This is a genomic window from Flavobacterium sp. JAS (genome assembly GCF_020991455.1).
Taxonomy (GTDB): domain Bacteria; phylum Bacteroidota; class Bacteroidia; order Flavobacteriales; family Flavobacteriaceae; genus Flavobacterium.
In genome coordinates, this window is record NZ_JAJMOX010000022.1 from 23,706 (window position 1) to 36,855 (window position 13,150).

General features: G+C 32.9%; 12 protein-coding genes. 3 read left to right on the plus strand and 9 right to left on the minus strand.

Annotated elements, in window-relative coordinates; translation table 11 throughout:
• The first annotated feature begins 1 nt into the window (after position 1).
• Positions 2–955, plus strand: coding sequence for a phosphoribosylaminoimidazolesuccinocarboxamide synthase (locus LPB88_RS23180; protein WP_230718078.1), 954 nt, complete (start codon positions 2–4; stop codon positions 953–955).
• 119 nt (positions 956–1,074) lie between these two features.
• Here LPB88_RS23180 and LPB88_RS23185 read toward each other — a convergent pair whose 3' ends face one another.
• Positions 1,075–1,614, minus strand: a complete 540-nt coding sequence (locus LPB88_RS23185; protein ID WP_230718080.1) for an SRPBCC family protein — start codon at positions 1,612–1,614, stop codon at positions 1,075–1,077.
• A gap of 351 nt (positions 1,615–1,965) precedes the next feature.
• On the opposite strand from LPB88_RS23185, the gene LPB88_RS23190 reads away from it, so the two are divergent.
• The gene (locus tag LPB88_RS23190) at positions 1,966–2,346 is read left to right on the plus strand and encodes an ankyrin repeat domain-containing protein (protein WP_230718082.1); all 381 of its coding nucleotides are present in this window, start codon (positions 1,966–1,968) and stop codon (positions 2,344–2,346) included.
• 139 nt (positions 2,347–2,485) lie between these two features.
• On the opposite strand, the gene LPB88_RS23195 is transcribed toward LPB88_RS23190, so the two are convergent.
• The 7 genes from LPB88_RS23195 to LPB88_RS23225 form a co-directional block, all read right to left on the minus strand.
• Complete coding sequence (locus LPB88_RS23195) at positions 2,486–3,088, minus strand: DUF2238 domain-containing protein (protein ID WP_230718084.1); 603 nt, start codon at positions 3,086–3,088, stop codon at positions 2,486–2,488.
• Between the two features lie 138 nt (positions 3,089–3,226).
• Positions 3,227–6,325, minus strand: a complete 3,099-nt coding sequence (locus LPB88_RS23200) for an efflux RND transporter permease subunit (RefSeq protein WP_230718086.1) — start codon at positions 6,323–6,325, stop codon at positions 3,227–3,229.
• 3 nt (positions 6,326–6,328) lie between these two features.
• Positions 6,329–7,414: an efflux RND transporter periplasmic adaptor subunit gene (locus LPB88_RS23205; RefSeq protein WP_230718088.1), complete on the minus strand. Its 1,086-nt coding sequence runs from the start codon at positions 7,412–7,414 to the stop codon at positions 6,329–6,331.
• A 12-nt stretch (positions 7,415–7,426) separates the two neighbouring features.
• Positions 7,427–8,674, minus strand: coding sequence for a TolC family protein (locus tag LPB88_RS23210; RefSeq protein WP_230718090.1), 1,248 nt, complete (start codon positions 8,672–8,674; stop codon positions 7,427–7,429).
• Between the two features lie 85 nt (positions 8,675–8,759).
• Complete coding sequence (locus LPB88_RS23215) at positions 8,760–10,121, minus strand: HAMP domain-containing sensor histidine kinase (protein WP_230718092.1); 1,362 nt, start codon at positions 10,119–10,121, stop codon at positions 8,760–8,762.
• Positions 10,118–10,798 carry a response regulator transcription factor gene (locus LPB88_RS23220; RefSeq protein ID WP_230718094.1) on the minus strand — a complete coding sequence of 227 codons (681 nt, stop codon included), beginning with the start codon at positions 10,796–10,798 and terminating at the stop codon, positions 10,118–10,120. The genes LPB88_RS23215 and LPB88_RS23220 overlap by 4 nt, the downstream gene beginning before the upstream one ends.
• 60 nt (positions 10,799–10,858) lie before the next feature.
• Positions 10,859–11,947 (minus strand): M42 family metallopeptidase, encoded by a 1,089-nt coding sequence (locus LPB88_RS23225; protein WP_230718096.1) that lies wholly within the window; start codon positions 11,945–11,947, stop codon positions 10,859–10,861.
• A gap of 81 nt (positions 11,948–12,028) precedes the next feature.
• Between LPB88_RS23225 and LPB88_RS23230 the strand changes: the two genes are divergently transcribed.
• Entirely contained in the window at positions 12,029–12,709 is a 681-nt protein-coding gene (locus tag LPB88_RS23230; RefSeq protein WP_230718098.1) for a DUF4294 domain-containing protein, read from the plus strand.
• Between the two features lie 190 nt (positions 12,710–12,899).
• Here LPB88_RS23230 and LPB88_RS23235 read toward each other — a convergent pair.
• Positions 12,900–13,150: hypothetical protein (locus LPB88_RS23235; protein WP_230718100.1), on the minus strand; the 251-nt coding region annotated here is incomplete at its 5' end.

Genomic DNA, 13,150 nt, shown 5'->3' on the forward strand with positions numbered 1-13,150 from the left:
AATGAGCAATACAATCACAACGACAAATTTTAATTTTCCGAATCAAAAATCAGTTTACCGCGGAAAAGTTAGAGAAGTTTATAATATCAATGATGAACTTTTAGTAATGGTAGCAACCGATAGACTTTCGGCTTTTGATGTGGTTTTACCAAAGGGAATTCCGTACAAAGGACAAATTTTGAATCAGATTGCAACAAAATTCATGGAGTTAACTCAGGATATTGTTCCAAATTGGTTGATTGCAACGCCAGATCCAAACGTAGCTGTTGGACATTTATGTGACCCTTTTAAAGTTGAGATGGTAATTCGTGGTTATGTTTCAGGACACGCCGCTCGTGAATATGCTGCGGGAAGAAGAGAAATCTGCGGAGTTACTATGGCTGAAGGTTTAAAAGAAAATGATAAATTCCCGGAACCTATTATTACGCCAACAACAAAAGCGGATAATGGTTCTCATGATGAAGATATTTCTCGTGAAGATATTTTAGCTAAAGGAATTGTTACAGAAGAAGATTATTTAGTTTTAGAAAAATATACTCGTGCTTTGTTTCAAAGAGGAACTGAAATTGCGGCAAGCCGTGGTTTAATTTTGGTTGATACTAAATATGAATTCGGAAAAACTAAAGAAGGTGTGATTGTTTTGATTGACGAAATTCATACACCAGATTCATCTCGTTATTTTTATGCTGACGGATATCAGGAAAGACAAGACAAAGGAGAGGAGCAAAAACAATTATCAAAAGAATTTGTACGTCGCTGGTTGATCGAAAATGGTTTCCAAGGTCAGGAAGGACAACAAATTCCGGATATGACAGATGCTTATATAGAATCAGTTTCTGAAAGATATATTGAATTATACGAGAATATTTTAGGAGAAAAATTTGTTAAAGCTGATATTGACAATATTGATCAACGTATTGAGAAAAATGTTGTAGCGTATCTTAGCTCAAAATAAGAATTTCATACTGAAGATTTCTTTTTGATAAAAAAGAATAGAATAATTTTAGCCACAGATTACAAGACAAAATTGATTTTTAGTAATCATTTTAATCCTGCAATCTGTGGCTAATTTTTTTATTTCTCCATTTGTGTTTTCAAATTCTCAAGACCTTTATCCAAATCTTTTCCTATCATTTGATCCATATTCATCATTGGCATCATAATATTCATCGGATAAGGAAAAACACCATTTATTCCCCATTTTACTTTAGTTTGATTTCCTGCAACTGCTTCTGTAGACATAAAACCTACAGCAGTATCTTCCATTGGTTTTTTAAAGCGCAAGGCAAAGTCTATACGTTTTCCTTCGGTTATCTTTGTGATTTCCTGCTCGCCAACACCAACTTCTTTTACACTACTTTCCCAAGCAGATATAGAACCTACAGTACCATCAGTTCCCTTATAAGTCGATTTCATTTTTGGGTCAATGTTTGCCCAAACACTAAACTGATTTTGGTTTTTTAAATATCTCACATAGTTAAAAACACTATCGACTGGTTTGTTTATTGTAATTTCTCGTTGTATCGCATAATCTTTTGGCATAAAATAGGCCGCAATTAAAACTATTGAGACAATTAAAATTAATACGATCAGAATTCTTTTAATGATTATCATACTTTGTGGTTTTAAGGTTATGACTTGATTTATGTATTAGTTAAGCATTTTTTATTCGCATTTTAAAGTAAAGTTAAAAAAGTAAAGGTTTGAATTTGTTGGTTTTAAAATTTTTTTGAGGATTTTTTTTATTTTTTTTTCATTTTAGTGTAACATTTTTGAATTTGCAGCGTCTATTATAAAAGCAAGTTGAAGTTCTGGAAACATTAAGTTTTAAAATGTAACCCATTTATTAACTGAATGTTAAGAATTAGTTAAAACACAGTACCTTGTAATACATATTACAAAAATTAAAGTACATTTACATAGAAATTAAAATCATCAATATCAATCAATTAATAATCAATCAACATGAAAAAATCAGTAATTATTTTAGGACTAGCCTTAGTAGCATTTGCAAATGTTTCAATGGCTTCAAATCACAAACCATCTGTGAAAAACGAAGTTGAATTTTCAGCTTATTTTGCTTCTCCATTAAATGTTGCAGTTAGCAAAGGAGATATCGAAATCGTGAAAAAATTTATTGAATATGGAGCTGATGTAAATCAGATATCTGAAGATATGACTCCATTAATGATCGCAGCACGTTACAATAAAGTTGAGATCTTGAAAGTGTTATTAGCAAGTGGTGCACGTCCAAACGAAAAAAATGATAAAGGTTATACAGCTTTAAAATATGCAGAAGTTTCTAAAGCAACAGAAGCCTTTAATATTTTGAAAGAATTAAAATAAACGTTTTAGACTAAAAGTTTAAAAGAGTTTGAGTTAGTATTTGAAACGACCTTCTTTGAGCAGAAGGTCGTTTTTACTTTAGTTTTTTTTTAAATTTAAGAATAAGCGATTTTAGAATTATAAAATCGTTCTAAAGACTTTAAAAATCAATATTCTTAATTTGATTATCCTGAATTTTCGAGAATATAATTAAGCCAACAATTGCTCCAATCGTTGCAAAAAGCATATCAGATTGTGTATCCCAAACATATCCCTGAGTTCCTAAAAATGCGTCTCCACCGTCGCCAGTTGCAAGAGAAACAAACCATTCTATAAATTCATACATTGCGCTGATTGCTAAACATATTGAAACAATAATAAAGTTGAAGAAACTTTTATTACTAATTACTTCTTTGCGTATAAAAAGTTCTCTGATAATCATTGCAGGAACTAACCCTTGAGCAAAATGACCTACTTTATCATAATTGTTTCTGCTTTGATGAAATAATTCTTTTATATAATCAAAAAAAGGAACCTCGGCATAGGTATAATGTCCACCGATGAAGAGAATAATACAATGTATTAATATCAAGGTGTAGGTGAAATTTGTAAATCGGAATTTTTTAAAAGTAAAAACCAAAATTAAGAAACCTATAATTGCCGGAATTACTTCAAGAAAACAAGTAAATCCTTCTTTTGGATTTATAATTGAGGCTAATAAAGAAATTGCAAAAATGGCGAGTAGAGAATAAATGTATTTCATAAATCAGATTTAACTTATATTGTACGCAAGATATCAAACTTGGAGGAAACGAAATCAAAAAAGCACCATTAAAATAATGATGCTTTTTCTTTTTAACCTAACCAAATTAATTTAACCAATTAATCAGTCCTAAATATTTTACTCAATTGGAACATGTTTTTTACGGTTGAATACCCAGAATAGAATTGGGAAAACCAACAATGTTAAAATCGTTGCTGTAACTAAACCTCCAATAATAACAATCGCCAATGGTTTTTGTGATTCAGAACCGATTCCGGTTGAGATTGCAGCAGGCATTAAACCTATCGAGGCCATTAAAGCGGTCATAACTACGGCTCTTGTTCTGGCTTTTACTCCCAAGAAAATAGATTCTTCAAGCGTTAATTTTGCCTTGAGATTATGATGAAATTCAGATATTAGGATAACCCCGTTCTGAATACAAATTCCGAGTAAGGCGATAAAACCAACTCCTGCCGAGATTCCAAAGTTCATTCCTGTAAGATGCAACGCAATAATTCCTCCAATTACTGCAAACGGTACATTGGCTAAAACCAATAATGAATCTTTAATATTTCCGAATAAAATAAACAATAGAACAAATATTCCTATTAAACTTATTGGAACAACCTGAGCCAAACGTGCACTGGCGCGAACTTGATTTTCAAATTCTCCTGTCCAGCCCGTTTTATAACCTGTTGGCATTTTTAGTTCGGACACTTTTTTCTGGGCTTCGGCAATTGTACTTCCTAAGTCACGGTCGCGAACAGAGAATTTTACCCCAATAAAACGTTTTGTATTATCTCTATAAATAAATGCTGGCCCTGTAACGGTTTTAATATCGCAAATTTCTTTTAATGGAATTTTTACACCGCTTATTGTTGGTACTTTAAGTTCAGCAAGATCGACTTCGTCTTTTCTATATTCTTTTAAGAAACGAACTCTTACATCAAATTTTTTCTCATCCTCATATTTTTGAGTTGCTGTTTTTCCTCCAAAAGCCAATTCCAAAACAGCCTGAGCATCACTTAAAGTAACTCCGTAAGCGGCCATTTTTTCTCTGTCTAAGATCACGCTGATTTCAGGCTGACCAACGTTTCTAAGAATCCCAACATCTTTTATCCCGGGAATATCCTTGATTTTGTTTAAAACTTCATTTGATAACTCATCTAGTTTATCCAGATCGTCCCCATATATTTTTACAGCATTCGAAGCTTTAAAACCAGCCACAGATTCGGCCACGTTATCAATAACCGGCTGCGAATAATTATAGGTAATACCTTGATGAACTTTTAGTTTTTGATCCATTTCGTTGATCAGTTCATCCATATTAATTTTTCGCGTCCATTCTGATTTAGGTTTTAAATCGACCTGAAGCTGAATAAAACCAAACCCGTTCGGATCAGTTCCGTCATTACTTCTACCAGTTTGTGATAATACATTTTTTACTTCAGGAAAGCTTTCAAGATCTTTTCGAATCATCGATGCTGTCTTCACACTCTCTGGAAGCGAGGTACTCATTGGTAATTCAGCTGTTACCCATAAAGCTCCTTCATTTAATTGAGGTAAAAATTCAGTTCCTAAAAAAGTAGCTGAAAAGAAAACTGCCACCAACAAAGCTACTGAAGCAATCAGTGTTTTTACTTTATGTTTGAATGTCCAGGCAAAACCTTTACCAACAATTCTATCCCAAAAATTCACAAAAGGATTGTTTTTCTCTTTCACATTTTTATTCAAAAGAATATGTGATAAAACAGGAACCAGTGTCAAAGTAAAAAGTAAAGCTCCCATTAAAGCAAAACCTAAAGTAAAAGCCAGAGGAGAGAACATTTTTCCTTCTACTTTCTGAAATGAAAATATTGGTAAAAGAGCCGTAATGATTATTAATTTAGAAAAGAAGATGGCTTTACCCATTTCAGTTCCCGTTTTTTTAATCAAACTACCTTTTGCAATTTTGTTGTAAGCGGTCATCCCTAGTTGATGCGCTCGGTGATCGAGTACGACAAACAAACCTTCGACCATAACAACCGCACCATCAATAATAATCCCGAAATCGACCGCACCTAAACTCAGTAGATTCGCGCTCATTCCCATCATTTTAAGGCATAAAAAAGCAAATAACAACGATAATGGAATAACGATCGAAACGGTAAAAGTTGTTCTCCAATCTGCCATGAAAAGAAATACGACACAAGTAACCAGAATAATTCCTTCGAATAAATTATGCATTACGGTTTCGGTCGTGAAATTCATCAAATTATCACGGTCGTAAAACGTTTCGATTTTTATATCCTTTGGAAGAACATTTTCATTCAAATCCTTTATTTTGTCTTTGATCAAAGCCAATGTTTCCTGAGCATTCTCGCCCTTACGCATTACAACAATCCCTTCGACTGCATCATCATTTTTACCAATTCCGGTTTGCCCAACTCTTGGCATTGAACTTTCGTAAACAGAAGCAACATTTTTAACCAAAATCGGATTTCCGTGCGCATCATCAACAATAATGTTTTCGATATCCGAAATTGATTTTAAAAGACCAACACCGCGAACCACAAAAGCCTGCCCGTTTTTTTCGATAATATCACCACCAACATTCAAGTTTCCTGCATTTACGGCATTATAAACCTGAAGTGGCGTGATGTTATATTTGGCAAGTTTTATAGGATCAACCCCAACTTCATAAGTTTTATCCTGACCTCCAAAAACATTCAAATCGGCAACACCAGGAACAGAGCGCAATTGTTTGTCAATAATCCAGTTTTGATACGTCAATAATTCTCTACTGTCTCTGCTATCACTTTTAACAATGTATCTGAAAATCTCCCCGGTTGGTCCGTAAGGCGGCTGAACATCAGGCTCGACGTCTTCAGGAAGAGAAACATTTTTTAATAAATTATTAACCTGCTGACGTGCAAACGTATCATCGACACCATCATCAAAGATAATTTTGATTACAGATAAACCAAACATGGTAATACTACGCACGCTGGTCTTTTTTTGTACCGAATTCATTGAGATCTCAATAGGAGAGGTCACAAAACGTTCTACTTCCTCGGCACTTTTACCATTCCATTGTGTAATGATGATAATTTGTGTATTCGTTACATCAGGAAAAGCGTCAATAGGCATATTTTTGAAAGAAATAAATCCGGCAACAGCCAATATTCCAACCCAAAAAAATGTGAAAGCTTTATTCTTAAGAGAAAAAGCAATAATATTTCGTATGAATTTGTTCATGTCTTAATCGTTTAAAGCGCGATAAATAAATAACTGATTGTTGGTAATAACTTTCTCATTTTCTTTTAAACCATTTGAAATATAGGTTGTGTCTCCAACAACTCTGTAAACTTCAACTTGTCTGGTTTCGATATTATGACGATCTTTAAACACCATTACAAAATTTTTGCTTTTGTCAAAAACAATTGCTTTACTTGGAATCGCAATCATTGTTTTATCTTCATTAAAAGATAATTTGATACTTGCATTCATATCAGGTTTCAACATATAACCCGGATTCTGTAATTTGATACGTGCCTGCATAGCTTTAGTTTCCGGATCAATTACATTGAAAATTTTATCAACTTTTCCTTTAAAAACTTTATCAGGATAACTTAAAGTTGTTACATCGGCATCGATTCCAAGTTTTACTTTATTAATATCCATTTCGTTAATATTTGCCATTGCCCAAACCTCGCTAATCTCGGCAATATCAAAGATGTTTTCAGAACGATCATTTCTCAAAAGCATATCCTGATTAATACTTTTCTGAATGATAAAACCACTAATAGGAGCTGTTACTTCGTAAATCGATCCTGCTTTAATATTGTATATTTTGTATGTTTCCTGAATTTTATTCAGCTGTGATTGCGCTTTATTTACTTCTGATTTTGCTTGAAGAACATCACTTTCAGAGTTTAACTTTCCGTCGAATAATTCCTGAGCAACTTTCAAACCGTTTTTTGCAACCAATAAATCACTTTTAGCATCAATAGATTGTTTTTCAAAATCTGCAATATCCGTACTTCTTATAGTTGCCAGGACTTGTCCTTTATTTACGTAATCTCCAAGTTCTACATTTACCTTTATTACGTTTCCTCCAACAAGCGGATAAACATCTATTGCTTTATTATTATCAGCAGTAATTTTTCCGTAAAAGCTTAATTGATTTTTTACAGGCTGGTTTTGTGCTTCCGCCATTGTGGTGGTTTTTAGCATTGCATCACTTAACGCAAAAGAGGTATTTGTGTCAGGGTTTTCAACTTCTTTCTTGCAGCTTGCAATTGATAGACTTACGATTGCAATTGCTATGATTAGTTTGTATTTCATCTTTATTTAGTTTTAAAATAAGTCTTTATTGATTGTACTGTTTAATTCTTCGCCCGAAAGCACTACTTTTTTCTTTAATTCATTTACCTGAATCGATGCTTGATTATAGCTTTCCATAAAATCGGTAAATTCTAATAAACTGACGTTTCGTTTTTGAAAATTGGTCAGCATTCCGTTGTAAACAGCCTCAAAATCCGAATTGACAGTTGGTTTTATAACCACATAGTTTTTGCGGGATTCATCCCATTTATTCCAAGCCGAAGTAATATCAGTCTGCAATTGCAAATCAAAGTTTTGTTTGTCAACTTTAGATTGTTCCAGAATGGTTTGGGCGTATTTAATGTTTCCTTTATTTTTATTCCAAAGTGGTAACGGAATTCCAAGTGTCAAATTAGCTTCTTTATTAAAAGCGCCACTGCGTTGATCATAGTTTGCACCAACAGTAATGTCCGGAACAGAAAGCGATTTTTGCCATTTTACATTCAACGTGTTCGCGTCGATTTCTTTTTGTTTGGCTAAATAATCAGGACGATTAGTTATAGCATCAGTTTCAAAAGACTTTAAATCAAAAGGCATCGTTTTTAAGTATTTATTAAACTCTGCATCAGAAACATTTGGAATCACTGTTTCTGCTTCGTTCAGTAATAATTTCAAATTGGCCTGCTCTTCAATATTATCATTCACCACTTCCATGCGTTCATTTTTAAAATTGAGATACAAGGATTGCAAACGAACTAAATCTCTTAAAGGAAGATTTCCTTTTTGAACCTGAACAGAGTAGGAGTTAATCAAATCTTCAATATGCGCGATTTGTTTATCAGTAGTTTCAAGATTCTTGGTGTTGTAATAAACCGTATAAAAGCTTTTACGCAATTGTAGTTTTAAAGTTCTTAATAAATCATTAAACTGCAATTCAGCCAATTGTTCATTGGTTTGAGCCAGTTTTACCTCATTGCGTTTTTTTCCGCCCAGGTAAATCAACTGTTCAATACCAAATGCTTTTTGACCATCTTTTCCAATATCAAAATATTGATTCCTCTCAGGATTGTACGCATTTAATTCAGCAGAGATTGTTGGGTTGTCCCAAATGCGGGCTTGAATAGTTAGTGCTTTTGAAGCATCAATATTATATTGTGATGCCAACAAAAAAAGATTCTTTTTAAGAAACTGACTCTCACAGTCTTGAAGTGTAACTGTTTTTTGAGCCATAATTGCCTGATTGAATAATACAAGCAATAATAATGCACATAGTTTTCTCATTGTATCAAAATTTATTTGATACAAATATGCTATTAGTAGACTTTAAGACACCTTAAATTCTGCCTTAAAAATACCTTAAAATAAATTATAAATGAAAAAATAATTGAAATAAATTTGTGTTAATATCTGGAATACTGTAAGTTATGGTTGAGTTGTGCAGATTTAAAATACGGTGAACAATACGTAAACCCAGCCCAAAACCAGAGGTCCCTTTTGCATTTTCGCCACGCATAAAGGGCTGGAAGAGATTTTTTTGTTCTGTTTCATTTAAGGTTTTCCCAGTATTTAAAACCGAAACAATAAGATGTTCATTATCAGTGCTTATTTTTACTTTTGCCTGTTTATTGTTTGAGTAAACACAAGCATTTTTTAAAACATTACTCAAAGCAATTTCTAACAGATTTTTGTTTCCTTTGATTTCTAATGCAGTATCTAGATTGTCATTTTCTTCAATTTCAAATAAAATAACAAAATCCGGATAGCTTTTATTTAATTTTTCGATTGCCGAAAATAGAATTTCATCAATGCGATGAATCTCATTATTTTCGTAGTTTTTGTTATCAATTTTAGATAAAATAAGCAATGAATTGATTAATTCAGTAAGTTGATTTACATCTGATAAAATTGTTTTTAGAAACGATTTTCTTTCTGTAGAAGTTTTAGGATCAGCTACAACATTTTCTATTTGCGAAGTAATTCTTGATAGCGGAGTTCTGAGTTCGTGCGAAGCGTGCGCTGTAAATTCTTTTTGCTTTTGATATGACACCTCAATCCTGTCCATCATAAAGTTAAACTCATTTGCGATCAAATCAATTTCGTTTTTGTTGCTTTTTGATTCAATACGTGTATCGAGATTATTCTCGTTTATGTTTTTAATTTTCTGATGAAAAGCACTCAACGGATTCATAGCTTTTTTTACCATAAAAGAAGTTAAGACCCAGCAAATACAAGTAAAAAAGATATATGAAATGACTAAAGTATATCTTAAAAATAAGAGTTTTCTCTGGCCATAATCGTCAGTGGCAGATATTAAAGCATAAAAATCCCTGTCTTTAGTATCATAAAAAACACCATAAACTTCGTAGCTTCCTTGTTGTTTAAAAAAGGTTTTGTGTTTTTTAAGGTATTTTAAATCATCAACAGACCAATTGATTTTAGCATCATCAATACTGCTGTAGATAAGTTTATAGTTAGAATCGAAGACCAATGTCTTCTCGTCATATAATTTATTGATCGAATTTTGATCAATCATCTTTAAAAGCTGATCGTCAATTTGTTTTACATTAACCAAAAGTTTAATGTTCGAAAGTGCTTTTATTTCCAGTCGATCACGAAATTCTTCCTTTCTAAAATTAGAATACAAGACAAATATCAAAGTGGAAGCCAACCCAAAAAGGATTGTAAACAATAAACTAACTAATAATGATATTCGATTCTTTAATGTCATTCCTGATCACTTAAATAATATCCGTATCCAATTTTGGTCCGAATTAGTTTTGTTTCGTGGTCTTTATCGATTTTTTTTCTTAGAAAGTTAATATAAACCTCAATGGTATTCTGATTAGTTTCAATATGATAATCCCAAAGTTTATCAGCAATAAATTGTTTAGAAAGTATTTTTCCTTTGGCTTGAGCTAAAATATGAATCAGTTTAAACTCTTTTGGAGTAAGTTTAATCTCTTCACCAGAGCGATATACTTTCATGTCATCTTCTAAAATCTCCAAATCCTGAATCAGTATTTTTTTCTCTGTTTGTTGTGGAATATCTTTTCGTCTCAACAAAGAAGAACATCTGGCGTATAATTCTTCAAAATGAAAAGGTTTTACTAAATAATCATCCGCTCCATTATCAAAAGAAGCAAGTTTGTCCTCAATCTCGCTAAAAGCAGTAAGCATAATTATAGGAGTCTTTTTATCAACTTCCCTGATTCCTTTGCAAACTTCGATACCATTTATTCCGGGAACATTAATATCCAGAATGATTAAATCATATTCATAAGGAAGATATTTCTTCAATAGTAAAGAACCATCATAATAGGGGAAACACTCGAATTCTTTTGAAGTAAAGAATGCTGAGATTTCTTTAGATAAAGTAAAATCGTCCTCGAGTAGTAGTATTTTCATATTTTTTTAGAAATCAATTCGGTTATTTCTATAACCGAATTGATGTTTTAAATCTTGTTTTTATTTGAAATAAGAAAAAGTTTCATTGTTTTCAATCTTCAATAATGACTCATAAATCAATTTAATGACATTTTCGACATCATCTCTATGAACCATTTCTACCGTTGTATGCATATAACGCAAAGGCAATGAAATCAATGCCGATGCCACGCCGCCATTGCTATAAGCAAAAGCATCAGTATCAGTTCCCGTAGCTCTTGAAGTTGCATGACGCTGAAACGGAATTTTATTCTCTTCGGCAATATCAACAATCAAATCGCGTAATCTGTTTTGAACTGCCGGTGCATAAGCAATAACAGGACCTTTACCCATTTTAAGATCACCTTCAACTTTTTTATCAATCATTGGAGTAGTGGTATCATGGCAAACATCAGTCACAATAGCTACATTTGGTTTAATCGTTTGGGCGATCATCTCCGCTCCACGCAAACCAATCTCTTCCTGAACCGAATTTACAATATATAAACCAAAAGGCAATTCTTTTTTGTTTTCCTTTAATAAACGAGCTACTTCGGCAATCATAAATCCGCCCATTCTGTTATCAATTGCACGACAAACAAATTTGTTCTCGTTCAAAATCATAAATTCGTCAGGATATGTAATCACACAGCCTACATGAACGCCCATTGCCTCAACTTGTTCTTTGGTTTCGCAGCCTAAATCAATAAAAATATTGCTAATTTTTGGAGATTCTTCCTTATCACGTAATCTGGTATGAATTGCCGGCCATCCAAAAACACCCTTTACAATTCCTTTTTTAGTATGAATATGTACTCTTTTAGAAGGTGCGATCTGGTGATCAGAACCACCATTTCGAATTACATATAATAAACCATCATCAGTAATGTAGTTCACATACCATGAAATTTCGTCGGCATGACCTTCAATTACAACCTTAAAAGGCGCATCAGGATTAATAACCCCAACTGCCGTTCCGTAAGTATCAGTAATAAAAGTATCAACGTAAGGCTTTAAATAATTCATCCAAAGTTTTTGACCTTCACTTTCGTAACCTGTCGGTGAGGCGTTATTTAGGTAGCTTTCCAGGAAAGCAATGGAGGTATCTTTTAAGATAGATTCAGTACTCATAAAAATATTTTTTTGCTAATTTATAAATTTGGTATTAGAGTTGTATATAAATATATAATTTTACATTTAAATTATGACTCAATGAGATTTACCTACGTTATATTATTCTTTGTATTGATTTCGTTTACAAGCCAAGCCCAGGTTACACCAAAGCCAAATCAGGAAATGGGCTATGTTTTAACCGAAAATGATTCTATATTAAGTGATACAATTCAATTGCCGGAGATTATCATTTCTAAAGAAAAGTTAGATCCCGAAGCACAAAAGCAATTTTTGATTCTTCAAAACCGAGTTTATAAAGTGTATCCTTATGCTAAACTAGCTGCAGATCGTTTGACGGCGTTAAATCAAGGAATGGCACGTTTGAAAACCAATCGCGAAAAGAAAAAGTATTTTAAAATCGTTGAAGATTATCTTAATAATGAATTCGAAGAAAGATTAAAGAAATTGTCACGCAGACAAGGTCAGATTCTTGTCAAATTAATCAATAGACAAACAGGAATCACAACTTATGAATTGATCCGAACCTTAAAAAGCGGATTCAAAGCCTTTGTTTCTAATACAACTGCCAATTTGTTTGATATAAGTTTAAAAAAAGAATACAAGCCGTATGAAGTAAACGAAGACTATTTAATAGAAACCATACTTCAGCGTGCTTTCGACTCTGGTCGATTAATCAATCAGAAACCCGCCAATCCCGTAGATTATAATGATCTGATGAATTACTGGGAAGAAAAAGCCAAAACACAAGCTAAAAAATAATTACTCCTTATATAAGAGTAAAATTTCATAACACAACCCGATAGGTTTCCAAAACCTGTCGGGTTTATTTTTGTCTTTATATATTAAGGAGAAGTAATTTTGTCCAGCTGAGTGTCCCGAGGCTTCGGGAGAAGCAAGCTCAACATTAGAATTTGTAATTTAAGATTTGGAATTTCATAAAGATTAGGAGCTATTTCCTGCTATCCGTTCCAATCTTTTGTGCCGAACAAGGATTTCCACTTTTATCGGGGCTAGGGCATGGGTTTCCAGAAGAGAAATTTAATTCAAGAGAAAAACACACACCCAAAAGAGAAAACTTAGCATGTTTGCGTCTTTGCGCGAGATAAAAACCAGCAAAAAAGCAGCTCATAGACTTTTTAAACCCCAATAGCCCTAATAAAAAAGAAAAACAGTAACCTTCGCGCGGTGGTGTCTTGATGA

Coding starts and splice junctions, on each gene's coding strand:
- LPB88_RS23180 (WP_230718078.1), top strand. CDS start 2: ATGAGCAATACAATCACAACGACAAATTTTAATTTTCCGAATCAAAAA.
- LPB88_RS23185 (WP_230718080.1), bottom strand. CDS start 1,614: ATGATAATCATTAAAAGAATTCTGATCGTATTAATTTTAATTGTCTCA.
- LPB88_RS23190 (WP_230718082.1), top strand. CDS start 1,966: ATGAAAAAATCAGTAATTATTTTAGGACTAGCCTTAGTAGCATTTGCA.
- LPB88_RS23195 (WP_230718084.1), bottom strand. CDS start 3,088: ATGAAATACATTTATTCTCTACTCGCCATTTTTGCAATTTCTTTATTA.
- LPB88_RS23200 (WP_230718086.1), bottom strand. CDS start 6,325: ATGAACAAATTCATACGAAATATTATTGCTTTTTCTCTTAAGAATAAA.
- LPB88_RS23205 (WP_230718088.1), bottom strand. CDS start 7,414: ATGAAATACAAACTAATCATAGCAATTGCAATCGTAAGTCTATCAATT.
- LPB88_RS23210 (WP_230718090.1), bottom strand. CDS start 8,674: ATGAGAAAACTATGTGCATTATTATTGCTTGTATTATTCAATCAGGCA.
- LPB88_RS23215 (WP_230718092.1), bottom strand. CDS start 10,121: ATGACATTAAAGAATCGAATATCATTATTAGTTAGTTTATTGTTTACA.
- LPB88_RS23220 (WP_230718094.1), bottom strand. CDS start 10,798: ATGAAAATACTACTACTCGAGGACGATTTTACTTTATCTAAAGAAATC.
- LPB88_RS23225 (WP_230718096.1), bottom strand. CDS start 11,947: ATGAGTACTGAATCTATCTTAAAAGATACCTCCATTGCTTTCCTGGAA.
- LPB88_RS23230 (WP_230718098.1), top strand. CDS start 12,029: ATGAGATTTACCTACGTTATATTATTCTTTGTATTGATTTCGTTTACA.